This window comes from Nitrospirales bacterium (assembly GCA_031315865.1).
GTDB lineage: Bacteria > Nitrospirota > Nitrospiria > Nitrospirales > UBA8639 > JAGQKC01.
On the sequence record JALDRJ010000002.1, the window covers coordinates 3253405 to 3280235 of the forward strand.

The window sequence follows — 26831 nt, forward strand, 5'->3', positions numbered from 1 at the left end:
GGTACGGTCTCGCATCCTTTACATCTTCAAAGGATATTGCTCAATCAATTTTGCGATCAACGCGGTCCATCCGGTTTGATGACTGGCTCCAAGACCCGATCCGTTTTCTCCATGAAAATATTCATAAAATTGGATCAGCTCCTGCCAATTCGGGTCGTGCTGAAATTCTGGTATGTTGCCGTATACCGGTCTATGATGGAATTCGTCTTTGAGGAAAATCTTCATGAGTCGGTACGATAACTCTCCCGCGACCTCCCAAAGCGAGCGATAGTGTCCTGATCCCGATGGACAGTCAACACGATACGAATCACCGAAAAAATGATGGAATTTTTGAAGGGATTCGACCAACAGAAAATTTACGGGAAACCAAATCGGGCCACGCCAGTTGGAATTACCGCCAAAGTCCGGCACAGTCGATTCAGCCGGTTCGTAATCGACTTGATACGTATCGCCATTGAAGGGAAAAACAAAGGGAACCTTCTGATGATACTTGGACAACGAGCGAATACCGTATGGCGAGAAGAATTCCTGCTCATCCAACATCACCTTGAGTATCCGAGTCAGCCGATCTTTCCCCACAATCGAGAGCATACGACGGATCTCGCCATCCGACCGGATTGATGTTTCGACATGCCTGGCAAATTCAGGGCGGTTGTCCAAGAACCAGTTCATTCGTCGTTTGAACCCCGGTAAGACCTCAATCATTTCAGGTTCGAGGGTCTCGACCGCGAACAGTGAGATCAATCCGACGATGGACCGGATTTTTATTTTATGAGGGTCTCCATTGGGGAGATGAAGCACATCGTAATAAAACCCGTCTTGCTCATCCCAGAGGTCCAGACAATCATCACCTTTACCGTTAATCGCATCGGTAATATACACGAAGTGTTCAAAAAATTTACTCGCAACGCCTTCATAGGCCAGATTGAATTTTGCGAGTTCTAACGCCATAGCCAGCATGTTCAGACAATACATGGCCATCCAGCTCGTTCCGTCCGATTGATCGAAATGTCCACCAGTTGGGAGCTGTTTGGAGCGATCGAAGATACCGATATTGTCTAATCCAAGAAACCCGCCCTGAAAAAGATTTTTGCCATCAGGGTCTTTTCGATTCACCCACCAGGTAAAATTGAGGAGCAGTTTATGAAAGACCTGCTCCAAAAAGTAACGGTCGGCCTTCCCGGTTATCCGCCGGTCAATTTTATACACTCGCCAGGCTGCCCAAGCATGGACTGGAGGGTTAACATCGTCTAACGACCATTCATAAGCCGGAAGCTGTCCATTGGGATGCATGTACCATTCGCGAAGAAACAACAGGAGTTGTTCTTTGGCAAAGTCGGGATCGATCTGCGCGAGCGGTATGCAGTGAAAGGCCAGATCCCATGTGGCATACCACGGGTACTCCCATTTATCGGGCATCGAGATCACATCGGCATTGTAGAGATGTCCCCAATTTCCGTTGCGGATTTCGTCTCGTCCAGCCGGGACCGGCGGACCGGAAGGATCTCCTTGACTCCAGGTCCGTACATCATAATAGTAGAACTGTTTTGACCAGAGAAGCCCGGCAAAGGCCTGGCGCTGGATGCATTGTTGCTCGAACGATAGGCCTTCAGATCGCATGGCATAAAATTCATATGCCTCTGTTTTTCGTTTAATAAAAATGGAATCGAACTGGCTGCCAAATTCCGCTCCCGAAGGCCGTTGATCAGTTAAGCGAAGTTTGACGGTTTGGCTTGTATTGGGGGAAATCCGTAGTTGGTAGCAGGCCGCAGTTTTCGTCCCAATGCGGTCTGGATTGACAGCATGAGGGTCGTCATGAATGAGATACCGATGAAACGCATCTTTGACGTATGGGGTCCTATTAGGGGTGCCCCAGATTTGTTCAGTATTCGACTCATTTTCCGTGAACAGAAGCTCTGGATTACCGTCACAGATCAGCCAGCGTTTTCCGTAATAGACATGCTCGGCTTCTACGGTCCTCACGCCTTTGGCGGAGGGTATGTGCCGGAGAATAGGTTTATCCCTCTCTGTTCCCCATGACCATGTGTTGCGAAACCACAATGTTGGACACAGCGTAAGAGAAGCAGGGTCCGGACCACGATTAAAAGCCGTAATTTTAATGGCTATGTCGTCGGGAGTCGCCTTCGCATATTCGACAAACACATCGAAATACCGGTTTTCCTGAAAAATCCCGGTATCGAGCAATTCAAACTCACCGGTCTGGCGATCCCGTTGCTGACTTTGCTCAAGCAGTTGCGCATACGGAAAAGCTTGATGCGGATATTTATACAGAAACTTCATGTACGAATGGGTTGGCGTTGAATCCAGGTAAAAATAATACTCTTTGACATCTTCACCATGATTCCCTTCCAGATTGGTGAGGCCGAACAGCCGCTCCTTGAGGATCGGGTCCTGACCATTCCAGAGCGCCAAGGCAAAACAGATGTATTGATGACGATCACAGATTCCACCAAGACCATCTTCTCCCCAGCGGTAGGTACGAGACCGAGCATGGTCATGCGGAAAATACTCCCACGCTGAGCCGTCGGCGCTGTAATCTTCACGCACGGTTCCCCATTGTCGCTCACTTAAATAGGGGCCCCAGCGCTTCCAATGTTTCATGCGTCGATTGGATTCATCCAATCGACGATGTTCTGCCGTCTTTGGAGTCTGTCTGCTGCCCCTTGTTGGAGCCTTGGTTTTACGCCGTTGCGCTGACTTCATCGCTGAAAAATTCTTTGGAAATATTTATTTCGAGAAGGGTGAGTGTCTCAACTGGCATCCCGGAGGAGATTGTCTTCAGAGACTGACCAGAGCCATGGTTGGTATGTATCTCTTATGCCATGAACAGGGTAACAAGATGAAATAATTATAACAGCCAATTCGATGCTTTCTACCGAAAAAGGCAAGCGCCTGGGTCCTCACAAGACTTCAGTCGAATCCTCAGGATCGCTATACCATACTGGATAAGAAATGGGAAAGCCCTTTGCGTGACCGACAATTTGTCGTACTGAAGGACAGTTTGTTTTATTTATGGAGTAAATAAGGGAAATATCAGAAAAACAGTGATGAAAACACTCAGGAATTTGAAAATTTTTCGACCGAATCCTCTGGCATGCGGGTTGCCTTTCAATAGGTGGTGTTGGAAGCGCAAGACAGCGCATTACAGGGAGGGAGGTGAGGGGTAGTGAAAAACAATCAACAAAAATCCAACAAAGGTGCTCAGATTAAACCGGCGGTCTCTCATGATCAGAAAGTCGGACAATCCAAAGCTGATCCCAAGAAGCCCGTTGGAAAACATTAATGTGTTTGAGATTCCTCGAGGTCGGGTTCCTCTCGACCTCGAGTGAGTCTGAACGAGAATTTCTTGCGAACACATGCGTTGTAGAGGAAAAACAAGAGGCGGACTATGGAACATAAAGAAATCGGCGTGCAGAATCATTTACCGTTGAGTGTCATCGCGTTAATGACGGCTGGAGTGCTTGGCCTAGTTTGCGGTCTACTTCTTGCTCCACAGTCGGGCCCTCGGACGCGCCGTCAGCTTCATGATCTGGCGCTTGACGCCAAAGAACAAGTGGATGAATGGGCCGAAGAGGTCAAAGACTCCGTCGAGGATCTGCTCAAACAGAAGAAAAAATTTTCGGGGTTTCAACAGAAATAGTATGCCCTGCGTGAATGACGTAATAAGCCAATGCGACTCGACACGGCAATCGGACAGGGAAAGGGAACATGCAGTATGAGTGGAGTTCAAGAATTAGAGAGAGGCATTCCTCAATTCGTCCTGGAAGCTATTCGACGATGGCAATACGAAAAGCGAACGGATCAGTTAATTCTTAATTTTCACCAGGGTACAATCGGGTCAATTCAGTTTTTCAAGATGAAGGTTACTAAAACAGAAGAATTGGGAAAATGTTTCTAACGTCGAAATTCCTATATTAAAGACTTAAGGGACCACCTGTTAAACAGATGCCTATCTTCCCAAACGGGAAGGTGGGCTTTTTTGTGCAAAAAATCAAGATTCCGATGTTCAATTTGGCGTGCTCATTAACAATCAATCATAACAAGGAGGTAAACAGTTTACCAATGGGTATTATCAGTCAAAGCAGACGTTCCCTTTGGGGATGCGTGTCAGTCGCAGTTATCAGTATGTTTGTTCTGGTGGACAATGCACAGGCTGTGTCGATGCTTCGATTATCGAGCTCACAGGGTGGCTCGGTAACCGTGACCGATCAAGGTGCGAACGATGATAATAGCAATGTGGGCGTGACGGAATTCGATGGATCGCTCACAGGATGGAACGTGAACATCACGACCGGCATCACGCATCCAGTATTAGGGTCAAGTCTCTCACCAGAGTTTGACTTGAATAGTGTCAATGTTTCGCAATCGGCGGGAACGCTGACGATTGCGTTTACTGAGACAGATTTCGGGAATAGTTCGGCGTTTGCTGGCGGCGGTGGATTTTTCGCTGCCATTGGTGGGACGACGGTCGGGACCGTGTCCTATCAAACCTACCTGGATAGTGCCAATACGCCTTTTGCTCAAACGACGCTGTTAGGAAACGTTGGGCCATTCGGGACCAACGCCTTTTCCGGGACAGATTCAGGCTCGTTTGCAGGATTGAACGCGCCCTTTTCCCTGACCTCAGTGGTGACCATTACGCATAGTGGGGCTGGGATTTCGTCGTTCGATGCCAATCGGTCTTTGACCGGAACACCCGGAGGAGCTCCTGTTCCAGAGCCATCGAGCATGTTGTTGCTTGGGTCTGGTCTCCTGGGGTTAGGTTATTGGCGTTGGAATAAGAAAAAAGAAACAGCGACAAAAGAGTAATCATTCCATACCATGACCGCTTCACGAAGGAGCTTGAGGTGAGCCGATTCCCTCAAGCTCCTTTGTTTTATGTATGTTGGGGCCGGCTCGGAACCAGGCACGTTTGATGCATTTTATCTCATAGAGAAAACTAGGAGATGTCATGAAACAACTTGCTGAAACGTGGTCGATCGATGAACAGCTCAAGCACCGAGGGCATTGCAGCATGCAAAAATTTTATGAACACGTGGTCTATGTCTGGATGACTGTCGTTATGACCCTCCTGTGCACCTTGGTCTACCTCGCCGTGAGATAATGCAAAAAGGTCTGGAATGACTTGAAACATACGGTTAGTTGGCCTACATCCATAGGGCAAAGGTTGAAGAAAAAAGAGGTAGACCTCCTCAACTGGAGACACACTTATGATAGACTATAGCAGATCAAAATAACTCATGCGGCAAATACAGTGCGGTACGATGTTGAACCATACGGAAAGTAATACCTGCTTGGCTGTCCAAACAAACATTGATCTTTCTATCACGTCTTGAAGAGCACGGGCATACAAGGGAGCGCTGTATCGTTCCGGCATCACTGACACGGCTATAGGCACAGACCATTACATCCAATCACCAACAGTTTCTTCTTACGATGAGATGACTATGAAGATACGATTATCGAGGGTTGTCGCGGGTCTACTTATCTTGTTCGTCCATGCCAGCGGGTTACCGAATGGCGCAGAAGGAATGAATTTTCCGGATGTCCAATCCTATAAAGGTGTTGCCGGAGTGCAGGTGGCGGTTATTTCGTATGAAAACATGAACGACATCTCACTGACCGCCGCAGATATTATCAAGCATGTCAAGAACAGTCTGGAAAAATCCGGAGTGAGCCTGCATCATGGCAGCCAATTGGTTGCGGCGAATGCGTCGCCTCGAGAAGCACAAAAGGGCAACCAGAGTCATGATGCACTGTTAGGAATCCGCATGAGACGAACGGAAGATTCCGCTCTGTTCGGTGCATCAAAAATCGGTGTCGTGACACTGACAATGTCTCTCTTTCAACCTGTCACGGTCAAAGAGAATCAACACGTAACCCATGCGATTACGTGGAATGACAGTCGCAGCATCTCTGGCGCGTCGAGGCGCCCACGGAAAATCCTTGAAGCGTTGGATGAATTGCTCGCGGCATTTGTGAAAGATTTTGCACCTGCCGCTTCAAAGTAAGACGAACATGACGTGATGCTCTCTCACGCCATTATCCTTATATGAGTACCCGTCTTTCGACCCATTGCCAAACCACACATTGACGTCAAGACACGATTGTGATCAGTGTCGTTGTCAGTCTTCTACCATGCCGATCGGATCTTCTGGCTTGGCGCGTTCAACCGATAACGCTCGATTATTGGGGAGAACGATGGCTTTAATTTTATCCCCAAACTTAAAGTCTTCCGTGTGTTTCGTGTCGGGAGCGACTTCAATCTGAATCTCCCCTCTTTCCCCCCTGACAATGATAAAGTCTCCATCGATCATTAAGACATCGGCAGTAATGGTTTTTGTCTTTTGTTCAGGATTGGGATCAACAGTATCAGTATCGGCAATCGTCGACTTGTCCTGTTGTTGAGGGGCCGTGGATGCGGCAGAAGGGGGAGGCGTTGGCGTCGCCGGTTCGAGGGATTGGACCCCAACGACATCCGAAGGCTTCGCGCGTTCGATAAAGATCGCTCTATCATTCGGTAGCACTTTGGCTTTGATTCGATCACCAAACTTGAACGTCTCTGTCACCTTCGTGTCTGGCGTGGCCTCTATCCGTATCTCTCCACGTTCCCCCCTCACCACATAAAAATCACCATCGACCATCAAGAGGTCAGCCACAATCATTCTGGTCGTCGGACCGAGAATCGGTGGAGGAGCGGGGGGGTCAGATTGAGTCGAAGATGTATTGGGAGTGGGGTCGGACGAGGCGGTTGGAGGTGCTGACGGCGAGGCATCGACCGCGATCCCAGTTGGCTCGTCTTTGGCCGCGCGCTCAACCGAAATCGCCGTGTCATTCGGGCGAATGACCGCTTTGATGCGATCACCGAATGTAAACGCCTCTGAGATTTTTGTATCATCCCTGACTTCAATGCGTATTTCACCCAACTCTCCTCGAACGATGATAAATTCACCTTCCACGACGAGTACGTCTGCAACAACGGTGCGTGTGGCAGGTGGTGGAAATTCGGGTTCTTGAGCTGAAAGAGGCACAACGGCGCAATGGACGAACAAGAAGACACCTAGGAAGCAGCCAAGGTATTTTTCCATGTAAGACTCCGTGATGAGAGAGTATGATCAATGAGGATTATGCACACTCCAGGGATTCATGAAGCGCTGGGTTATGTTACCTGGGTGGACCTGACAGGTAAATACCGGAATGAGCCGGATTAATGGACACTAGGCGACTTCCGCCATGCATTCCTCACAATCCTGTCGCGGATTATTGACGAGGGTACTGACTGGATACGCTTTCATTTCGTCAGATGAACAAGAGCTGAGGAGGGGAGAGAGGGAAGCGGGCTCATGGACGGCTGGATCGAGCCACGTATTAAAGTCCCTCGGGTTGAGGATGACCGGCATCCGTGGATGAATTGCCTCCATGAGCGTGTTCGAACCCGTCGTGATGATCGCGCAGGAATCGATCCTATCCTCAAATTGCTGCCATCGTTCCCACAGTCCGGCAAACGCAAATGGACGATGATCCTTAAAGCAAATGTAGTAAGGCTGTTTAGCCTTGCCTTCGCGCTTCCATTCATAAAATCCATCAGCCAGTACCAGACAACGTCGCGTCCGGAAGGCGTTTCTGAATGAAGGTTTTTCGGTGATGGTTTCACATCGTGCGTTGATCATCTTGCTGCCGGTGCGGACATCTTTAGCCCATGAGGGGACCAGCCCCCATCTCAGCATCACACATTCTCGAGAACCATTCTCTGATGAATGGCGCGCACAGGCAACCATTTGATTCGGGGCAATGTTGTACCGTGGCTTCAACGTCGGCATGTGAGCCACCTGAAGCATCTTCAGCAGCGTGTCAACATTTTCTTTTTGGGTATAGCGGCCACACATGAAACAAGAACTGGTTTATGGCGACATGCCCTGAGGGCACCACACGAGGGGATCATGGTTTTCGGTCGAGGAAACCGCAAATTCATAGTCAACCAGGAGTTGGTTCACACTTTTCCCATCGGCATAGACGATAGCCAATGAATCCTGGTGACGATCGGTCCCTTGAATGTCGAGCTCAATACGTTCTGCCCGTGCCAGAGCATCGGAGACAAACGCCAGCGCAGATCGAGCCAAATGATGTTCGCGGTCACAATGAGCCTGCATCTCAGGCGCATGAATGTTCGCAAGGTGGACGGTGATCGGTTTGTCCCCGACTTGAAACATACACGTATCTCCATCGAGACATGAAAGGAAGATGGCGAGGATTAACGAAGACATGCTTGAAAATACTAGAATTCGTTCGCTGGTTCAAGAAGTGAGAACAGATCTATTTGGGGCAGGATCATGAGGAACGCCTCAGAGATCGCTAGTCACAATGCCATGGAAAACTATAGGAACAATACTGATAAAAAAATAAGCTTATTCGCTATTGAGTTCTCAGTTCTACATGGTAACTTTTGAGCATGGCAGCGTGGAAAAAATTTCCAAAAATTTCAAGCCTTATGATTCTTCGAACGCGAAGAAGTCCAGACTTGCATCTTCATAATTGTCTTCATCCTTGCATGATTCTATGGTGGCATTAATTGTGCTTTACACGTAACTCCTATAAGTTTTACGAACGTTGATCAGTGTGGCAGCGATATGTGCATCTACTCAGAAGCCTGGTTGTGAATTGTCGCGACGATGACCACGCGGCACGACCCGGTGAATGCGAGGATGACGCATTCTGGGTTCTTCATCACAGTTCCTAAAACTGTCAGAAATCTTTAACGGTCTGACACAAACTTCTAATCCGTTAACCAATGTTAGGTCTGTTCGGTAACTCATATGACCTCAACGAGGTTTCAGCAGACCAGAGCATCACTCACATGATCAACCCACTGACACTGAAGAGAGCCGCCGCCGACCAACAGACACGGATCGTCGAATGCGTGGCTGAACCAGGGTATGGTGGTCATCTCATTGTTTAGCGGATTAGTCGTATCCCCACTTAGGAGGCTTAATTGATTCTCCATACGTCGCATTTGCCAAGAGTTCGCAGACAATCGGCATCCTACCGCCAAATCATCGTGTTGCTGATTTCCACAATCACGCTCGCAACAATTGCGCGGATTCTATTCAATCCGTTCCTTGGCGGTCATTTACCCTATGTGACCTACTTTATCGCTGTAGCAGTAAGCGCCAGAATGGAAGGTTGGCGTTCTGCCACCCTCGTGACTGTTGTGGGGTTTCCATTAGCGTGGTATCTCTTTGTGCCATACCAGAACTCGTTTATGATTGAACACAACGTGTTCATTTCCGGCTTTGCGATGTATTTTATGGTGTGCTTCGCTTTTGGGTTTTTGGGTAATGCCTTACTGAGGGAACGGCGGCGGGCTAGTGAGCAGGCTGAGTATCTGGCGACGATACTTGAAAGTATCGGGAATGGGGTGATTGTCGTCGACACAGACCTACGGATTACGAATGTGAACCCCGCTGCACAGAGCATGATCGGGGTCTCAGCGGATGAAGTACTTGGAGAGTCGCTCGTCCAGGCCATAGATTGGAAAGACGAACAGGCCAGGCGTTCATTTGAGTCACTGGCACACACTGCGCTCAACTCTCAAAAAGTCATGACGTCAGCACAGGTCACGTCACTTGTGACCCAAAGCGGCGAAACAATCGTGATTAAACAAAATGCCGCTCCCATCCGATCCCACTCAGGGAACATCACCGGCTGCGTGTTGGTTCTGCATGACATGACTGAGGAACATCGGCTGCAAATTGAAAATACGCAAAAAACCCTCGCCGCCGAACGCCTCGCGAATGACCTCGAAAAAGCTGATCACCGCAAAGATGAATTTTTGGCCATGTTAGCTCACGAGCTTCGAAACCCACTGGCATCTGTGCGTACGGCTGCCGACATTCTGCGCTTGTCTGGACATACTGACGAAACCGTCGCCGCCACTTCATCCACGGTAGAACGGCAGATTCGGCATCTTTCCCTGCTTATAGACGACCTGCTTGATGTGAGTCGCATCACACAAGGGAAGATCCAACTTCGTAAGGCGCCGGTTGAAATTGCTGAAATGATTGAAATCGGCCTCGATATTGCCAGACCTTTGCTTGAGAAGTGCCAGCATACGCTACAAGTTGATGCGCCTTGCAAAAGCATCTATCTGAATGCTGATCGGTTGCGTGTTGCGCAAATTATCGGAAACCTGCTTCACAATGCATGCAAATTTACCAGTGACCATGGAGATATACATCTGACCATTCAATACGATGAAGCGATTTTGACGATAATCGTTCGTGACAATGGTATCGGGCTCGCGCCTGAAAATCTCAATGATATCTTTGAGATGTTTGTCCAGATCGATACGTCAATCAGTCGGACGAGTAACGGTTCTGGCATAGGCCTTACGGTGGTCCGTAATCTTGCGAACCTGCATGGTGGATCAGTGCACGCTCATAGTAAGGGGCTCGGATACGGGAGTACCTTTACAGTGTCCTTACCCCTAGAGAGAGTCGATCCTCCGGCTGAGCCTGCTATGCCATTGCCAAGTGTTAAAAGTTGCCGTGTGCTGGTGGTTGATGACAACGAGAACAATGCAACCATGATGAAAGCGCTGTTGGAAATGGAAAATATTGTTGTTGACCTTGCATTTGATGGATTAAGCGCATTTCATAAAGCTCTTGAATTCGTACCGGATGTCATCCTGCTTGATCTTGGCTTACCGAAGTTGAATGGGTATCAAGTCTGTGAACGTTTGCGCGCGGAGCCTTGTGGGGCCAATATCTTTATTATAGCTCTGACAGGATGGGGGCAAGAATCCAGCCGTCAACGAACTCAGCAAATAGGGTTCGACGACCACCTGGTAAAGCCAGTCGGTCATCGTGAGATCATGGAGGCCATAGCCAAAGGGGTCGCGTTAGTTCACGAGAGGCGTGTAGGCTCAGGTGCAGAAGGTGAATTTCCCATTTCGTGCGACACTGTTCAAATCCATATGCATGCCTCTATGCAGTCGAAGGCCGAGTATCACGCGTAAACCCATGGGCCGAAATTCTCATTCGGGAAGCCATTGCATTGCACTTAGAAGGTCTTCAGACCGACGGTCAACAAATCCCCTTCTCCAAACAGTCAGGTAGAACATAGGTAGGTGTCAGTCTAATCCCAGATACTTCGCTAGAGCCTCTCAAAAAAATGGTGTCCCCCCTTTTTTCACGTCCGCTGGCAATTTCTATCCGTCTCACGTTTTCCCATAAGTTCTGATCATAGAATTAAGTAATTAGAGAAAATCATCCCATCTGCCGTCTCTGTTACGCCTTTGCCCCGTACAATCATGCGTAAGGAAGGCAAAAGAGCCGTAACATTATTTTTCGTTTTTCGCCCCACCAAACACTGAATATCCTTCGGGATACACACCCTGGAATAGTACGAGGATTTCCGAAAAATCATAGACATTTCAGGCAGAAAATCGTAGCAATGCCCCAAAATGCCAACTGCCTGGAGAGGGATGTGCTGGAAAATCAAAGAGATAAACAAGAAATGGTGCCGAGGGACAGAATCGAACTGTCGACACCAGCCTTTTCAGGGCTGTGCTCTGCCAACTGAGCTACCTCGGCACGAGGAATTTCGAAGAGATAAGGAAAATGAGGATTTCTTCTGGCCGTTAAGCAAAGCATAATATGCAGGAATACGAACGTAAAATCAAGCAGAGAAGATGAAATTAGATCTTGAAATTCGTGCCCCACTGAATAGTTTCTGGAAGGTTGCCTTCGCTTGACGGTCCTCCATACCTCGCGGTATTCTCGATTTCCGCACTATATTTATTCTCGTCATCTGCATCAATTCAGGGAACAGAACTGCGACCATGGAAATTAAGGAAGAACTTGAACTGCCAGACGAAGAATCAGAAGTCATTGAAGCGGGGGCTCCAGAAACCGAAGAAGAGCCCTTAAGCAACGAGGACTATCTTAAGGCTTTGCTTACGACAGCTCGTTCGGCTGCGCGACCGTTGAGCGTCTTGACCGCCGCAGCCAAAAATCAGGCCCTCCTCTCGATGGCTGAAGGACTCGAGGAAGCCACCGATGCGATACTCGAAGCCAATGAAGAAGATCTGACGAATTTTGGCGATGATCCCTCGCGTACCGCGATGGCCGACCGGCTCAAACTCACCCCCGAACGTGTAGCGGGCATGGCCACACAAATCAGGGAAATCGCGGCATTGCGTGATCCAGTTGGGGAGTCGCTTGGGATTTGGCAACGCCCCAACGGTATGAAAGTCGGAAAAGTCCGCGTCCCGATCGGCGTCATCGGGATCATTTATGAATCCCGTCCCAATGTCACGGCCGATGCGGCGGCCTTGTGCTTGAAGTCTGGTAACGTGTGCGTGCTTCGTGGCGGTTCTGAAGCGATTCACTCCAACACAGCCATCGCGAAAATCTTAGGAGAGGCTGCCAGCAAGTCGGGGATTCCGGAAGGCGCGATTACCTTTATAGACCGGCCAGATCGCGAAGTCGTGATCGGCCTGCTCAAAAGCGACCAATATGTCGACCTGATTATTCCTCGCGGAGGGGAATCGCTGATGGCCACGGTCACGTCCAATTCCACGATTCCCGTGGTCAAGCATGATAAAGGCGTATGTCATATTTATGTAGATGCGGATGCCGATCTCGAACAGGCGCAAAAGATCGCCTTCAACGCCAAAGTGCAGCGTCCGTCTACGTGTAACACTATGGAGTGCCTGTTGGTGAACGAGAAGGTCGCCAAAACATTCCTCGTTCCACTTGGGAAACAACTGCGTGAAGCCGGAGTTGAAATTCGCGGATGCCCCAAAACCTGCGGAATCGTGCCAGAGGCCAAGCCTGCACAGGATGATGACTACGGGAAAGAATTTCTTTCTCTGATCCTGGCGGTCAAAGTCGTCAAGGACATGGAGCAGGCGATGGAGCATATTGAAACATATGGCTCCCGCCATACCGAGTCTATCTTGACGAACAATTACAATCGCGCGCTTCGTTTCCTGCGTCAGGTGGATGCCAGTGCGGTCATGATCAATGCTTCCACCAGACTGAACGATGGATATGAATTTGGCCTTGGGGCGGAAATGGGTATTAGTACAACACGCCTCCATGCCCGTGGCCCGATGGGCCTGGAAGATCTCACGTGCTCAAAGTATGTAGTGTACGGCTCAGGACAAATCCGAGAATGATCGGACAATGTGTGCCGTTCGTTGTTTGTCCATCGTAGAAGAGCCATCACCGTTTTCGCCTGTGGCTTAACGCCTTCCTGGGTTCTCTTCAACATTTTCACCAAGCACTTGCATTGACCGCGATGGCATTTGATTCGACGATTCACTCCATCCTTCGTCAACCGGACCTCTTCGTCCTCCCTGGCAATCACGCCTATGCCAAAGACTTTCAGGCCGCCGGAGGCAGCGTGAAAGCTCAACACAGCGGACATTTCGTCTTCTACGGATCATCGGGAAGACGAATACTCATGACCGATCCGAAGGGGCATGCCCTTCACGAATGCGCATGGGAGCAAGGCCCAACGGACGAGGAACGGCTTCATTCATCCAGATTGCAGCTCGACTGGGGGAGATGGGTAGGAATCAAGCCTGGGCACATCACCTACGAGACAAAAATCAACCTGGCGGCTCGACCTGGATGGGAAAACGTGACCAAGGACGATCTTCGTACCATGGCGGCCCGGGCGATGAATGTGTCCATCGAGACGATCCGGTTTTTTTACCGCGACGAAGATATCAGGATCGATGCCAGGGGAGAGGCCACCATACGGCAACGGAAGGATGCGTTTTATATCTTGCCGACCGGCGGTTTTGAGCAGACGATCTTTATGTCCTGCATGACGGCCATGCATTGGGAACGGATCGATTACCTGCCGGTCGTGGAGTTGTTCCTCTCTCTTTTGCCCGGTACGGGAAGCGCGACATTTGAACTCATCCGAAATCTCTACGATGATCAGAATCTCCACAACCCAGTACCGTTGCGGTATCGTGGGATTCCTCCCTATCCGTCAGATGGAGCGTTTCACCTGTTTAGCCAATTCTTTACCCCTTCGTCTCACGAAGGAGTGGATCCTCGTACCGTATTTTTAGACCCTGCTCATTCGGAACGAGTGACCTGGCTGCCATCAGAGCAGTACCCATTGAGATATTTTGCGCCGGCAGATCACCTCGGGTTGACGGTCTTGAAAGGTCGCGTGGTGAAAGCGACATTATCGAACGACTCAGCGGGCCTTTCGTATTTTGGCGCGAAACCAAAGGGGTTTCCCCCTTGTGGACGAAGTGTGGGTGCCACAAACACTAGTCTTCTGCTTCAGGATGAAACACACCAGATAGAAATCCAACCCGATGAAAGCTGGGGAATCACGGATCAAGTTTCCAGTCAAAATGTTCCTGCGTCAATTCCTTCCTGGCGATCAGTGTTTCCTCGCGACCTTCCGCATGTGTCACCAGTTGATGCCTATTCCGCAGTCTTACTCTACCCCGAGGATGAGCGCATTATCGGAGAAGCGGAAAGCCAACCATTTATCTTTGATTATATCGATGACTACATGGAAGAAAATCTGGGCCTCGCCCAGGCAGTCAAGGCCGCACACCATATCCTTATCGGAGGTTGCGACGCCGCGCTTGGAACGTGCCTCCGACTCAGCATGGGAAAAGACTACACGGTGTTATACCGGTGGGGAAATCTGGCTCAAAAGCAGGCGCAAGTCCTGTGGAATCAATGTAACTCCATCCAGCGATGGGAGCTGCTCGATACGGTTCGCTTTGTTTCATATGAAGAGAATTTTCAAGTTTCACTCCAGAAATCGTATGACCTTATTTATTTCTCCTGGCTTTTTGAACATTTCGCTCATCCGCAATCGCTGAGGGACATGCTCAACGCCCTCGCCAAGACCTTAACGCCCGGCGGTCTGATCGTGACGTCGGGAGTGCCGCTGCTACAAGAACTCGCCATGCAGCTGGGCCTCACAGTCCTCCAGGCTGAATCTGTTCGTGAGCTGCCGACTTTTCGTCTTCATCAGGCCATTTTACAAAAAGCCCAACTTTTTCCGGATCTCATGGTGTATGTTCTTGCAAAGTAGCAGACTGACGTTTCGTCACTTCATAATAGGGTGTTTTCGGGCTGAATATTCACCCGACCGTTACCTTGACATGACACGTCACGACGAATAGGATAGGGTAACCTTTAACACTCATCCTGTGAGGTGAGTAAGGAGATAAGAGACCAGTGGGGCCAGTGCCCAGATTATGAGAGCAGCCTTCTCGCGAAGTTCGTGGGGAGGTTTTTTTTTGTCATTACGCCATACTCGCGCCTGGGCGCTAGGCTGACTCCGCCACGATTACAACGATTTGGCTTTGGCAGTCAGAAATCCCATGGTTTGCCGGCGCGGTTGGAATTGTGCCTCCCTCAAAGAGTGTAACCATGCCTTTGAATAACGAACATATCGTGATGGACGCGGAAGAAATGGGGCGTGCGCTGACCCGAATCAGTCATGAAATCCTCGAACGCAATAAAGGCGCAAAATCTCTTGCTTTGGTCGGCATCAGAACGGGAGGAGTCTATCTCGCTCAACGATTGGCGGAGCGCATCAAGCAGATCGAGCAAAATGATGTTCCCCTCGGGGAATTGGACATCACGCTGTATCGTGATGATTTAGCCAGTCGGCGAGAGCAGCCAGAGGTGAGGAAAACCTTAATTCCGTTCCATATTTCCGAGATGAAAGTCGTCTTGGTCGATGATGTACTGTTCACCGGAAGAACCATTCGTGCGGCGATGGATGCCTTGATCGACCTGGGAAGGCCGGATGAAATTCAATTGGCGGTTTTAGTGGACCGGGGACACCGGCAACTGCCTATTCGAGCAAACTATGTCGGGAAAAGCATCCCAACTGCTGAAGACCAGAAAGTTCAAGTTTTACTTCATGAATTGGGCGAGAATGATCGTGTGACGATCGCCTCACCGTAAAAGGCCAGAAGATTCTATGGGAATCAAAAGCAAGGATTTGCTTGGCTTGTCGGCGCTCACACCGGACGACATTCGCCTCATTCTCCGCACCTCAGAGTCTTTTAAAGAGGTCAGTGGCAGGGAGATCAAAAAAGTCCCGGCCTTACGAGGAAAAACAGTCGTAAATTTATTCTTTGAGCCAAGCACCCGCACGCGAACCTCGTTTGAATTAGCCGCCAAACGGTTGAGTGCTGATGTGATCAACTTTTCACCATCAACTAGCAGTATCGTCAAAGGGGAAACCCTGCTGGATACCGCCCGCAATATTGAATCCATGCAGGCTGATATTATCGTGCTGCGTCACTCATCACCGGGTGCTGCGGAAACGTTAGCCAAAGGCGTCCGATCCTCAGTGATTAACGCTGGGGACGGTTGGCACGAGCATCCGACTCAAGCGTTGCTTGACCTGTTCACGATCTTGGAACGGAAGAAAGAGATTCAGGGGCTAACAGTCACGATTGTCGGTGATATCGCCCACAGTCGTGTGGCGCGATCCAATATCTATGCGTTAACCAAGTTGGGAGCGCATGTACGGGTCGTCGCTCCTCCGACGATGATTCCCCTGCATATTCACTCATTGGGCGTGACCGTGTATTCTAACCTGGATGACGCCCTGGAAGGTGTGGACGTGATCATCATGTTGCGCCTCCAATTGGAACGCCTTGGTCGCGCGTTTTTCCCCAGTATTCGTGAATATGCGCGTCTCTACTGTTTGAATCGAACACGCCTCAGCCGGGCGAAGGCCGACGTGATGGTGATGCACCCTGGTCCGTTGAATCGAGGAGTTGAGATCACGCCCGATGTCGCCGATAGTCCAGCAGCCGTGATTCTGGACCAGGTCTCCAATGGGGTGGCGGTACGGATGGGGATCATGTATCTTCTTTCAGGATCAGGCGCCGCGTAGGAAGAGCGCTGGGACACGCAAAATGGCAGTCTTTGGGAACATGGCTTACGCATTCCGTATTTTACATTTAGAACATTTAGATTGTTCACGAGAAATCAGATGACGATATTGATTCAAGGCGGTACAGTGATCGACCCCGGGAGATACCATGGTCGAGGCTCGGTATTGATTCGCGATGGCAAGATCCAGGCGATCGGAGAGGATCATTCGGATTCCACTCAAGATTCGGAACCGTTAACCGTCATTGATGCCACGGGACTTGTTGTCGCTCCGGGGTTTGTGGATCTTCACGCACATTTGCGGGAACCCGGGTTCGAGTACAAAGAGACGATTGCCACAGGAACCGCTTCGGCGGTTGCCGGGGGATTTACATCAGTCTGTTGTATGCCCAACACCAGCCCGGTGAATGACAATCAAGCGGTAACAGAGTTTATCTTGAGCCGAGCCAAGCAAGCCGGAAAAGCGCATGTGTTTCCGATTGGCGCTATTACCAAGGGTTCGGAGGGGCTTGAATTGGCAGAAATTGGCGATCTTTTCGCGGCGGGCTGCGTGGCGATTTCTGATGACGGCCGTCCCGTGATGAACAGTCAGGTGATGCGTCGAGCGATGGAATATGCAAAAGCCTTTGACCTGCCTGTCGTCGATCATTGCGAATGCCTGCATCTTTCGGATAGCGGTTGTATGAATGAAGGGCTGGTGTCCACGGAGCTGGGCATGCCAGGCATACCCAATGCCGCGGAAGATGTTATGGTGGCACGAAACCTCGCCCTGGCTGAATTGACAGGGGCCAGACTGCATATTGCCCATCTCAGCACGGCAGGCTCTGTCCGGCTCACCCGCCAAGCCAAGGCGCAAGGGATAGCTGTGACCGCTGAAGTCTGCCCGCATCACTTTACATTGACGGATGATGCCACCCGTGGATTTGATGCCAATGCGAAAATGAATCCTCCACTCAGAACGGCCGCTGATGTTGAAGCGGTGAAAGAAGGCATTTCGGATGGGACGATCGATACGATCGCGACCGATCATGCGCCGCATGCCCCTCAAGAAAAACAATTGGAGTTCGATAAGGCGCCCTTTGGAATCGTGGGATTCGAAACGGCTTTTCCCTTAACCATCGCACTCGTGGAAGAGGGTGTCCTATCGCTCGAACAAGCCATCGAAAAGCTCACGTCCGCCCCGGCAAAGGCCTTCGGCCTGAAAAAAGGAACATTAGCGGTTGGACAGGATGCCGATATTGTCCTCTTAGATCCTTCTTGCCAATGGGAAGTCGACCCCGATCGGTTTTATTCCAAGAGCCGCAATACTCCCTTTGCCGGTTGGCGAGTCAAGGGAAAAGTCATGAAGACAATCGTGGGTGGCGCGGTTGTGTATGAATGTACATAGCACGTGAAACCGGGAACAATTCGATGGCAAGTGGTGGGCTATTTTCTCGAAATTTTGGGGCTCTGCATATGGGTTGGCGGGCTCATCATGATTGTGGCTGTCGTGATTCCAGCCGTCTTTAACTCGTTTGGGATGGAGCCGGCTGGCCGGTTCCTGCGTCGCGTCTTTGATGGATATAGCCTTCTCACGTCAGGCATTCTCGGTCTTCTCGTCTGTTTGACCGGGCTTCGCTATTGGCAAGGGACCTTCTCGGAAAATATGGTGCTTCCCGTTCAACGACTGGAGATTTTCTTACTCGCAGGCATGATCATGACGACCGTTCTCATCATGGGCGTATTAGGCCCGAAGGCGATTGCCCTCCAAGAGCAGGCATTCGAAGCCACGGCTGAAGCCGAAAAAAAAGCCGCGTACGATCATTTTTTCCGGATGCATATGATCGTTCGTGCTCTCCATTTTATCAATGTGGGATTGGCTACCGGGTTGCTGATCTCCAAACTTCGTCGTGGACTTGCCACGGCCAATCCTTTCGTGACGTCAGTTCAAGGTAGATCATGAAGAACGCGTTGTTAGTCCTCGCCGATGGAACCGTGTTTAAGGGAATGCCTCTCGGGTATTCCGGGGAAACGTCTGGCGAAGTGGTGTTTAACACCGCGATGACAGGATACCAGGAGATTTTAACGGACCCCTCGTACAAGGGGCAGATGGTCGCCATGACCTGCTCCCAAATCGGCAATTATGGCGTGACGCAAGAAGATTCAGAATCAAGACGACTGTGGATTGAAGGCTTTATCGTTCGAGAACCGTCTGCCAAACCGAGCAACTGGCGAAACTCCGGCACATTGTCCGACTATTTGGCGACACATCAGGTCGTGGGAATCGCTGGGATTGACACGCGCGCATTGACGAGACACTTGCGTGATCACGGATCACAGCAAGGTATCATCTCGCACGCCAATTCTGATCTGGCATCGCTTCGGGAAAAGGCTCGCAACCTGCCGTCGATCGTCGGAAGAGATTTAGTGGCGGAAGTTACCTGCGCGACGCCTTATCGCTGGGAAGAAGGCACAGGGGATTGGCCAACCGAACCTCCGAATATGCCAGACTCAACGGACCATCAACGCTTCAAGAGCTGTAAAGTCGTCGTGCTCGACTTTGGTGTGAAGTGGAACATCCTCCGGCGTTTGGTTGACGTCGGCTGCGAGGTTCATGTGGTACCGGCTTCAACGACGGCAGACGAAATCAAAGCCTTCGACCCAGAAGGTATTCTGCTCTCGAATGGTCCAGGCGATCCTGAAGCCGTTCCCTATGCCGTAAAGACGGTGCGGGAATTGATCGGGTGGCGTCCCATTTTTGGCATCTGTCTCGGCCATCAAATTCTCGGATTGGCCTTAGGCATGAACGCGCATAAGTTGCAATTTGGTCATCATGGAGGCAATCACCCTGTGATCGACTTACGGTCGCGAAAGGTTGAGATTACTTCGCAAAACCACAACTTTGCCGTGGGACCGTCTCAGATCGACCATGCCCATGCCGATGGGCTTCCTGAATTTCACACCCAATGGGGTCGCGTCCAAGTCACGCATCGGAGTTTGAATGACGGATGCTGCGAGGGTATGCTTGGATTAGATATGCCGTTCATGTCCACCCAATATCATCCGGAAGCCTCACCTGGTCCGCACGATTCAGCGTATATCTTTCGACAGTTCATGAAAAACTTACCACAGCATTCGACGTCATCATGATTGTACGATCGTTCTCTATTCACACACTCGTCAAGAAATGCATTTCAGGGAATCACATGTATAAACTCACTTCCGTCATGCTCATATTCTTGGGGCTGCCCGGGTGTATCAGTCAACCATCGCTGTTCTCTTCCGTCGGACCATTGCAAGAATCCACGGTCTCAGGCGAAGGCGAACAAAAAATTCTGATGATTGATATCGCCGGAATGCTCACATCAAGCAAACCTTCCGGGTTTATCGATCAAATCGTCGATCGCCCAAGCTTGCCCGCGCGGCTCAAAGAGGAGCTTCTTCAGGCAAGTGAAGATCAACACATCAAGGCGGTAATCCTTCGCATCAACAGTCCCGGTGGAACCGTTACCGCCTCGGATATTCTTCATCATGAAATTCAAGAATTCAAAGAAAAATACAATATTCCCGTCATTGCCTCAATCCTTGACCTCGGCACCTCTGGAGGCTATTACCTGGCGACAGCCGCCGATAGGATTATCGCGCATCCTTCAACGATCACGGGAAGTATTGGTGTGATCATGGTGTCGATCAATGCTGAAGGATTATTGCAAAAAATAGGCGTGACGCCTCGTACCATCACGTCTGGCCCGAATAAAGCCATGGGCTCCCCGTTTCATACGATGACTGACGAAGAACGCGCGATTTTTCAGGGTGTGATTGATTCCATGTACGAGCAATTCGTCGCCGTCGTTAAAGCGGGACGTCCAAACTTGAACGAACAAGAGATTCGCCGCCTTGCAGATGGTCGAATCTATACCGCCTCGCAAGCTCTCGATGCGGGATTGATCGATACGATCGGCTACATGGAAGATGCCGTCGCATTGGCTAAAAAACAGGCCAATCTCGACGAGGCGACCGTCATCACCTATCACCGAGCCGGAGGCTATAAACACAATATCTACTCGAGTACTCTGACGGAAAATATCGAGAGCCGGAAGTATCCAAGCCTTGATGCGTCATCTCTTTTGACACTCTTAAGTGGAGGGGCTCCGCAATTTCTGTACATGTGGATGCCATGATTTTTCGGGAGAGGGGTTCCGGTTTGACGATTCACATGCCTGCAATCTCACACATGTCGCTTCCCAAACCCCTGGTCTGCCTAATAGTCATTCTCGCCCTCAACGCCTGTCAAAAAGCTCCAGGTACGGCCAGAGATCAATTTATTTATATCTCGGAAGAAAAAGAAATTGCGCTCGGGTTATCGGCCTTTCGCGAAGTGTTAGCAAGCGCTCCCCTCAGTACCAACCCTGAGATTACGCTGATGGTGAATCGGGTGGGACGTCGAATTGCTGCCGCGGCCAATAAGCCCACATACCATTGGGAGTTCGCGGTGATTCAAGATGATGAACAGATTAATGCGTTTGCGTTGCCTGGCGGAAAAGTCGCGATCTTTACAGGAATATTGAAGTACACGAAAAATGAAGCCGGGCTCGCTACCGTCATGGCCCACGAAGTAGCCCATGCGTTACAGCGGCACGGAGCCGAACGCTACAGTGCCGGTATTCTTGAGCAAATCGCGCAAATTGGCACCCTCGCCGGAGCAGCGGCTGGTGGCGTTGACCCGGGGGTCGCAATCGGAGCGATGTCCGCATACGGGGTGGGAGTGGCCTTACCCAATTCACGGAAACAGGAATCGGAAGCTGATTATGTCGGCCTCCAGCTCATGGCCAAAGCCGGATACGATCCACGAGAGGCCGTCAAGTTCTGGGAACGGATGAGTGGGTGTCCTCGAAAAATGATCGGACGATTTTGCTTCCGTTCAAACGCAGCCGTCCCGGAATTTCTGTCGACCCATCCATCTGACGTGACTCGGATCAATCAGATCGAGGCCTGGCTCCCCAAAGCTCTCGAATTTTATCATCCTCAGGCCGACTCCCCTGATTTGAAGAAAGCAAGCTGAGACGGCACTCTCGCGTACGAGTACTTACGACTATGCCACGACGAACTGATCTTCACCGCATTTTACTCATCGGCTCCGGGCCCATTGTGATCGGACAGGCTTGTGAATTCGACTATTCAGGCACCCAAGCCTGTAAGGCGCTCAAAGAAGAAGGCTTTGAGGTGATCTTGATCAATAGTAACCCCGCGACAATCATGACCGATCCTGATTTGGCTGATCGTACCTACGTCGAACCCATTACCTGTGAAGTCGTAGAACGCATTCTCGAACAGGATCGCCCCGATGCGTTGCTCCCCACGATGGGAGGGCAGACAGCTCTGAATCTGACGGTCGAATTATTCCAGAAAGGCATCCTGGAAAAGTACGGTGTCCGTACGATTGGGGCGTCGTATGAGGCGATTCAAAAAGCCGAAGACCGGGAAGCGTTTAAAGCGGCTATGGAGCGAATCAACGTCAAGGTTCCACTCAGCGGATCCATCCGCTCACGACAAGAGGCCATTCAACTCATCGAGCCCATCGGATTTCCTGCTATCGTTCGCCCCTCATTTACCTTGGGAGGTGCGGGAGGCAATATCGCGTACAACCGGGAGGAATACGAACAATTCGTGGACTGGGCGCTCCTGACGAGTCCGGTCGGGCAGGTGCTGATCGAGCAATCGCTCATCGGATGGAAGGAATACGAGCTCGAGGTCATGCGCGACTTGAAGGACAACGTCGTGATCGTATGTCCCATAGAAAATTTCGATGCCATGGGCATTCACACGGGCGATAGCATCACGGTCGCTCCGGCCATGACACTGACGGATAAAGAGTATCAACGCATGCGAAATGCGGCGGTACAGATCATTCGTGAGATCGGCGTGGATACGGGTGGCTCCAACATTCAATTCGCGGTGAACCCGAAGACCGGAGATCAAATCGTCATCGAGATGAATCCCAGGGTCTCGAGGAGTTCCGCGCTGGCTTCCAAGGCGACCGGCTTTCCGATCGCCAAAATTGCCGCAAAACTCGCGGTCGGGTACACGCTCGATGAAATCACCAACGACATCACCAAGGTGACGAAAGCTTCATTCGAGCCGGCCATCGACTATGTCGTTGTCAAGATCCCGCGTTTCACGTTCGAGAAATTTGAGGGAAGCGATCCGACGCTCACCACCCATATGAAGTCCGTTGGCGAAGCCATGGCGCTTGGCGCGACGTTTAAAGAATCGCTTCAGAAAGCTATACGCTCCCTAGAAACTGACCGATTCGGCTTGTGTTCCTTGTATGGATTAGAGGGTTTATATCAAACAGAACCGGCCGACCCGGAAGTGGCCGCTGAGATTCGTGCCGCATTGCAAACACCAACCGCCGACCGGCTGTGGCAAGTCGCCGATGCCCTGCGTGTTGGCCTATCGGTCGAGGAAATTCATACGATCACTCACATCGATCCCTGGTTTGTGGAAGAAATCCGGCAACTCGTGGAATTTGAGCATGAATTGGTCGCGCAACGTCATGCGTTCTCGACGCCACTCTATCAGGAGGCGAAACGACTCGGGTTTTCGGATGAACGGCTGATGCAACTGCTCGAGCTTTCCGCTGAATCGCTTCAAGAGGTGGCAAAATCCCTTGACGCCACATTCCGCCTGACTTATAAGCGCGTCGATACCTGTGCCGCTGAGTTTGAAGCTCACACGCCGTACTTGTATTCAACATACAGCGCGCATTGCGAAGCTCGCGTCTCGAACCGCAAAAAAGTCATCATTCTTGGAGGAGGGCCCAACCGAATAGGGCAGGGGATAGAATTTGACTATTGCTGTGTCCACTCGGCCATGGCGCTGCAAGAAGAAGGCATTGAAACCATCATGGTCAACTGTAACCCTGAGACCGTGAGCACCGACTATGATATCTCTGATCGCCTGTATTTCGAACCGCTGACCGTCGAAGATGTGACGCATATTCTTGATGTAGAAAACCCCTTTGGCATTATCGTGCAATTTGGCGGTCAAACGCCCTTAAAACTTTCGTGGCCGCTCGACAAAATCGGAGCGCCGATCCTGGGAACCAGCCCGGACGCCATTGATCGGGCGGAAGATCGCAAACGATTCAGCGCCTTGATCACTGATCTCTCGTTACGTCAGCCGGAAAGCGGGACGGCATTCAGTTTTGAAGAAGCCCACCATATCGCCGAACGGGTCCAGTATCCCGTGATGGCGCGACCGTCGTACGTGCTGGGTGGCCGCGCGATGCAGATTCTCTACGATGCGGATTCGCTCGAACGGTACCTGCATGTTCATGCGTTGAATCTTGCCCGGCATCCGTTGCTCGTTGATCATTACCTGGACGGGGCCATTGAAGTGGATGTCGATGCCATTTCGGACGGCCATCATGTCGTGGTCGCCGGCATCATGGAACATGTCGAAATGGCGGGGATTCACTCCGGGGATTCAGCCTGCTCGCTGCCCCCCTATTCCTTGCCGGGATCATTGATCGATGAAATCAAAACACAAACGATTGCCCTGGCAAAGTCGTTGAATGTGGTGGGGTTGATGAATATCCAATTTGCAGTCCAGGGAAATCAGGTCTTTGTCTTGGAAGTCAACCCGCGAGCCTCACGCACCGTACCGTTCGTAAGCAAAACCATCGGTGTGCCATTGGCCAAGCTCGCGACGAAAGTCATGGTTGGCCGATCCCTGGAAGAACTTGGCTTCATGGAAACCCCGCGGCTTTCTCATATGTCCGTCAAAGAAGCCGTCTTCCCTTTTACCAAGCTTGGGGCGGTGGATGTCCTGCTCGGCCCAGAAATGCGTTCGACGGGTGAGGTGATGGGCATCGATGGAGACTTTGGCTGGGCGTTCGCCAAATCGCAAGCGGCGGCTGGCAATGCTCTTCCCAAATCAGGAACTGTTCTGTTAAGTGTGAAGGATAGCGATAAGGAAGGCACGTTGGACATCGCTCGACGGCTACGCGCGCTAGGCTTCACCCTTCAAGCGACCAACGGCACCGCTGCGTTTCTCCGCCAACAGGGAATCGACGTGGAGTCGGTCAACAAAATTAAGGAAGGCCGGCCCCATATCGTGGACGTGATCAAGAATGGCCAGATCGGCGTCGTCGTAAATACGGTCGGGAGCGCCGCTTCACAGGATGATTCCGCTCCGATCAGAAAGGAAGCGTTGTATCAGGGAATTCCGTATTTCACGACGATTCCTGCGGCAAAAGCCGCCGTCCTTGGCATTGAAGCCATGCGTAAGGGCAAACTGCGTGTTCGCCCGCTGCAAGCCTATCAAGCCGCATTAAAACATCATAAGTGATGTTGTTCTATAGGTGTACGTGATGAAAATTCCGATGACTCAGAAAGGCTATCAGGGACTGAAAGAAGAACTGGACCGTCTGCGCAAAGTCGAGCGCCCCAAAGTCATTCAAGCCATCGCAGAAGCCCGGGAACACGGAGATCTTCGGGAGAACGCAGAATACAAGGCTGCGAAGGAACAACAACAGTTCATCGAGAATCGCTTGGCCGAGATTGAATATAAGTTAACGGAAGCGCAAGTGATTGAAGTGACCCCAGGGCCAAGTGAGACCGTGGTCTTCGGTGCGACGGTCAAACTGGCTGACCTGGAATCCGGTGAAGAAAAACAGTATCGGTTGGTGGGACAGGAAGAAGCGGATATTAAAACAGGAAGCATATCCGTACAGTCCCCAATCGGCCGAGGGCTTATCGGACACCACGTCGGGGATATCGTCCAAATTCAACGACCGGCCGGAACGATCGAATACGAAGTTCAAGATATTTGGTTTGAGGAGATGTAAGATGGCATCTGCGACATCGCTTATCACGTTATTGACGGATTTTGGGCAACGCGATTACTTCGTGCCCAGCATGAAAGGTGTTATCCTCGGCATTAATTCCCAGGCGCGCATCACCGATTTATCACACGACATTGCCCCGCAGAATATCGAGCAGGCCGCCTTCTATCTGAAATCCTGCTATCACTACTTCCCCGACGGGACTATTCATGTCGTAGTCGTCGATCCAGGCGTCGGGAGCGACCGTCGCGCATTACTCGTATCGACTTCCCGCTATTTTTTCTTAGCCCCCGATAATGGAGTCCTCAGTTATATTTTTGAACAGGAGCTGTCAGTCGAAGTTCGCGTCATCGAGAATAAGCAATACCGTTTGGATTCCGAAGGGGCGACCTTTGACGGACGGGACCTCTTCTCGCCAGCCGCCGCCTGGCTCACCAAAGGCCAAGTGCCGGGATCGTATGGTCCGCTCGTTCATAATTACGTGACCCTTCCCAAAACAGAACCCAGAATGGAAAATGGAAAACTTGTTGGCAAGATTCTGTACATCGACCGTTTTGGCAACCTCATCTCCAACATCACGCCCAATGACCTCGAGACATTCCGCTCGGTGGCGAAACAGGAACCCGCGACGCTGCGATTAGGCGATCTTACGATTACAGGCATCAAAACCCATTATGCCGAGGGCGCGTTAGGATTGCCGGAATCCTTGATCAACAGTAACGGACAGTTAGAAGTCTTCATTCGACAGGGCAACGCCGCCGAACGGTGTGAATGTCGAGTCGGACAACGCATTGAAGTCGCATAACCGGTAATCGAAGCCAGCCCCATTATGAAGTCGGAAGAACGCAACAGCCATTCCCCTCTACATTAACTGCTTGTGGGGCGGTTCAAAAAGTCCGTCCAGCAAGGCCACAGGCATTTTGACGGGTCCATACCCGAAAACGGATAAAAGGGCTCATTCCCTGGGGATAACTTCATTTTCGGTTCCTGCCTAGTCAATCTTCTGGGCTTTTCTTCCATTCATTTCATCATCTCGCTGCTACGATTCATGACTTTGAGCCTCGAACTTTGAAAAC

At 50.8% G+C, this 26831-nt stretch carries 22 protein-coding genes and 1 tRNA gene; 18 read left to right on the plus strand and 5 right to left on the minus strand.

The genetic code is table 11. The features are described from left to right. Positions 1–18 precede the first annotated feature (18 nt). Complete coding sequence (locus tag MRJ96_14800) at positions 19–2724, minus strand: glucosidase (GenBank protein ID MDR4502711.1); 2706 nt, start codon at positions 2722–2724, stop codon at positions 19–21. Positions 2725–3409: 685 nt separating this feature from the next. Here MRJ96_14800 and MRJ96_14805 point away from each other — a divergent pair. From MRJ96_14805 to MRJ96_14825, 5 genes are all read left to right on the plus strand, one after another. Further along, entirely contained in the window at positions 3410–3661 is a 252-nt protein-coding gene (locus MRJ96_14805; protein MDR4502712.1) for a YtxH domain-containing protein, read from the plus strand. A gap of 75 nt (positions 3662–3736) precedes the next feature. Further along, positions 3737–3919 carry a hypothetical protein gene (locus MRJ96_14810; protein MDR4502713.1) on the plus strand — a complete coding sequence of 61 codons (183 nt, stop codon included), beginning with the start codon at positions 3737–3739 and terminating at the stop codon, positions 3917–3919. A gap of 227 nt (positions 3920–4146) precedes the next feature. Continuing rightward, on the plus strand, positions 4147–4830 hold the full coding sequence (locus tag MRJ96_14815; GenBank protein ID MDR4502714.1) for a PEP-CTERM sorting domain-containing protein: 684 nt from the start codon (positions 4147–4149) through the stop codon (positions 4828–4830). Positions 4831–4972: 142 nt separating this feature from the next. Next, a complete protein-coding gene (locus MRJ96_14820; GenBank protein MDR4502715.1) occupies positions 4973–5125 on the plus strand; it encodes a hypothetical protein in 153 nt (50 codons plus the stop codon). Between the two features lie 343 nt (positions 5126–5468). Beyond that, positions 5469–6032, plus strand: a complete 564-nt coding sequence (locus MRJ96_14825; GenBank protein MDR4502716.1) for a hypothetical protein — start codon at positions 5469–5471, stop codon at positions 6030–6032. Positions 6033–6146: 114 nt separating this feature from the next. On the opposite strand, the gene MRJ96_14830 is transcribed toward MRJ96_14825, so the two are convergent. The 3 genes from MRJ96_14830 to MRJ96_14840 form a co-directional block, all read right to left on the minus strand. Next, on the minus strand, positions 6147–7109 hold the full coding sequence (locus MRJ96_14830) for a hypothetical protein (GenBank protein MDR4502717.1): 963 nt from the start codon (positions 7107–7109) through the stop codon (positions 6147–6149). 129 nt (positions 7110–7238) lie between these two features. Further along, the gene (locus MRJ96_14835) at positions 7239–7859 is read right to left on the minus strand and encodes an SOS response-associated peptidase (protein MDR4502718.1); all 621 of its coding nucleotides are present in this window, start codon (positions 7857–7859) and stop codon (positions 7239–7241) included. 63 nt (positions 7860–7922) lie between these two features. Further along, positions 7923–8231 (minus strand): thermonuclease family protein, encoded by a 309-nt coding sequence (locus tag MRJ96_14840; GenBank protein ID MDR4502719.1) that lies wholly within the window; start codon positions 8229–8231, stop codon positions 7923–7925. Between the two features lie 779 nt (positions 8232–9010). Between MRJ96_14840 and MRJ96_14845 the strand changes: the two genes are divergently transcribed. Then, on the plus strand, positions 9011–11035 hold the full coding sequence (locus MRJ96_14845) for an ATP-binding protein (protein ID MDR4502720.1): 2025 nt from the start codon (positions 9011–9013) through the stop codon (positions 11033–11035). Between the two features lie 501 nt (positions 11036–11536). On the opposite strand, the gene MRJ96_14850 is transcribed toward MRJ96_14845, so the two are convergent. After that, positions 11537–11612: transfer RNA gene (locus MRJ96_14850), tRNA-Phe, on the minus strand. Between the two features lie 248 nt (positions 11613–11860). On the opposite strand from MRJ96_14850, the gene MRJ96_14855 reads away from it, so the two are divergent. From MRJ96_14855 to MRJ96_14910, 12 genes are all read left to right on the plus strand, one after another. Further along, the gene (locus MRJ96_14855; GenBank protein ID MDR4502721.1) at positions 11861–13201 is read left to right on the plus strand and encodes a glutamate-5-semialdehyde dehydrogenase; all 1341 of its coding nucleotides are present in this window, start codon (positions 11861–11863) and stop codon (positions 13199–13201) included. Between the two features lie 122 nt (positions 13202–13323). Further along, a complete protein-coding gene (locus MRJ96_14860; GenBank protein ID MDR4502722.1) occupies positions 13324–15102 on the plus strand; it encodes a hypothetical protein in 1779 nt (592 codons plus the stop codon). A 347-nt stretch (positions 15103–15449) separates the two neighbouring features. Beyond that, complete coding sequence (gene pyrR / locus MRJ96_14865; GenBank protein MDR4502723.1) at positions 15450–15986, plus strand: bifunctional pyr operon transcriptional regulator/uracil phosphoribosyltransferase PyrR; 537 nt, start codon at positions 15450–15452, stop codon at positions 15984–15986. Between the two features lie 16 nt (positions 15987–16002). Then, positions 16003–16929: an aspartate carbamoyltransferase catalytic subunit gene (locus MRJ96_14870; GenBank protein MDR4502724.1), complete on the plus strand. Its 927-nt coding sequence runs from the start codon at positions 16003–16005 to the stop codon at positions 16927–16929. A 99-nt stretch (positions 16930–17028) separates the two neighbouring features. Then, positions 17029–18315 (plus strand): dihydroorotase, encoded by a 1287-nt coding sequence (locus tag MRJ96_14875; GenBank protein ID MDR4502725.1) that lies wholly within the window; start codon positions 17029–17031, stop codon positions 18313–18315. Between the two features lie 3 nt (positions 18316–18318). Then, positions 18319–18870 (plus strand): DUF4149 domain-containing protein, encoded by a 552-nt coding sequence (locus tag MRJ96_14880; protein ID MDR4502726.1) that lies wholly within the window; start codon positions 18319–18321, stop codon positions 18868–18870. After that, a complete protein-coding gene (gene carA / locus MRJ96_14885) occupies positions 18867–20057 on the plus strand; it encodes a glutamine-hydrolyzing carbamoyl-phosphate synthase small subunit (GenBank protein MDR4502727.1) in 1191 nt (396 codons plus the stop codon). Before MRJ96_14880 ends, carA begins: the two co-directional genes overlap by 4 nt. 56 nt (positions 20058–20113) lie before the next feature. Continuing rightward, complete coding sequence (gene sppA / locus MRJ96_14890) at positions 20114–21088, plus strand: signal peptide peptidase SppA (protein MDR4502728.1); 975 nt, start codon at positions 20114–20116, stop codon at positions 21086–21088. A gap of 35 nt (positions 21089–21123) precedes the next feature. Next, positions 21124–21969 carry a M48 family metallopeptidase gene (locus MRJ96_14895; protein MDR4502729.1) on the plus strand — a complete coding sequence of 282 codons (846 nt, stop codon included), beginning with the start codon at positions 21124–21126 and terminating at the stop codon, positions 21967–21969. A 32-nt stretch (positions 21970–22001) separates the two neighbouring features. Then, a complete protein-coding gene (carB, locus tag MRJ96_14900; GenBank protein MDR4502730.1) occupies positions 22002–25259 on the plus strand; it encodes a carbamoyl-phosphate synthase large subunit in 3258 nt (1085 codons plus the stop codon). A 22-nt stretch (positions 25260–25281) separates the two neighbouring features. Then, positions 25282–25758 (plus strand): transcription elongation factor GreA, encoded by a 477-nt coding sequence (gene greA, locus MRJ96_14905; GenBank protein MDR4502731.1) that lies wholly within the window; start codon positions 25282–25284, stop codon positions 25756–25758. A gap of 1 nt (position 25759) precedes the next feature. Then, positions 25760–26560, plus strand: coding sequence for an SAM-dependent chlorinase/fluorinase (locus MRJ96_14910; protein MDR4502732.1), 801 nt, complete (start codon positions 25760–25762; stop codon positions 26558–26560). Positions 26561–26831: the final 271 nt, after the last annotated feature.

Excerpts from the sequence above, each read along its gene's own strand:
- MRJ96_14870 (MDR4502724.1), top strand. The coding sequence starts at position 16,003 with ATGGGAATCAAAAGCAAGGATTTGCTTGGCTTGTCGGCGCTCACACCG.
- MRJ96_14820 (MDR4502715.1), top strand. The coding sequence starts at position 4,973 with ATGAAACAACTTGCTGAAACGTGGTCGATCGATGAACAGCTCAAGCAC.
- carA (MDR4502727.1), top strand. The coding sequence starts at position 18,867 with ATGAAGAACGCGTTGTTAGTCCTCGCCGATGGAACCGTGTTTAAGGGA.
- sppA (MDR4502728.1), top strand. The coding sequence starts at position 20,114 with ATGTATAAACTCACTTCCGTCATGCTCATATTCTTGGGGCTGCCCGGG.
- MRJ96_14860 (MDR4502722.1), top strand. The coding sequence starts at position 13,324 with ATGGCATTTGATTCGACGATTCACTCCATCCTTCGTCAACCGGACCTC.
- MRJ96_14800 (MDR4502711.1), bottom strand. The coding sequence starts at position 2,724 with ATGAAGTCAGCGCAACGGCGTAAAACCAAGGCTCCAACAAGGGGCAGC.
- MRJ96_14805 (MDR4502712.1), top strand. The coding sequence starts at position 3,410 with ATGGAACATAAAGAAATCGGCGTGCAGAATCATTTACCGTTGAGTGTC.
- MRJ96_14875 (MDR4502725.1), top strand. The coding sequence starts at position 17,029 with ATGACGATATTGATTCAAGGCGGTACAGTGATCGACCCCGGGAGATAC.
- MRJ96_14825 (MDR4502716.1), top strand. The coding sequence starts at position 5,469 with ATGAAGATACGATTATCGAGGGTTGTCGCGGGTCTACTTATCTTGTTC.
- MRJ96_14835 (MDR4502718.1), bottom strand. The coding sequence starts at position 7,859 with ATGCTTCAGGTGGCTCACATGCCGACGTTGAAGCCACGGTACAACATT.
- greA (MDR4502731.1), top strand. The coding sequence starts at position 25,282 with ATGAAAATTCCGATGACTCAGAAAGGCTATCAGGGACTGAAAGAAGAA.
- MRJ96_14815 (MDR4502714.1), top strand. The coding sequence starts at position 4,147 with ATGTTTGTTCTGGTGGACAATGCACAGGCTGTGTCGATGCTTCGATTA.
- MRJ96_14910 (MDR4502732.1), top strand. The coding sequence starts at position 25,760 with ATGGCATCTGCGACATCGCTTATCACGTTATTGACGGATTTTGGGCAA.
- MRJ96_14855 (MDR4502721.1), top strand. The coding sequence starts at position 11,861 with ATGGAAATTAAGGAAGAACTTGAACTGCCAGACGAAGAATCAGAAGTC.
- carB (MDR4502730.1), top strand. The coding sequence starts at position 22,002 with ATGCCACGACGAACTGATCTTCACCGCATTTTACTCATCGGCTCCGGG.
- MRJ96_14810 (MDR4502713.1), top strand. The coding sequence starts at position 3,737 with ATGAGTGGAGTTCAAGAATTAGAGAGAGGCATTCCTCAATTCGTCCTG.
- MRJ96_14840 (MDR4502719.1), bottom strand. The coding sequence starts at position 8,231 with ATGTTTCAAGTCGGGGACAAACCGATCACCGTCCACCTTGCGAACATT.
- MRJ96_14830 (MDR4502717.1), bottom strand. The coding sequence starts at position 7,109 with ATGGAAAAATACCTTGGCTGCTTCCTAGGTGTCTTCTTGTTCGTCCAT.
- MRJ96_14895 (MDR4502729.1), top strand. The coding sequence starts at position 21,124 with ATGCCTGCAATCTCACACATGTCGCTTCCCAAACCCCTGGTCTGCCTA.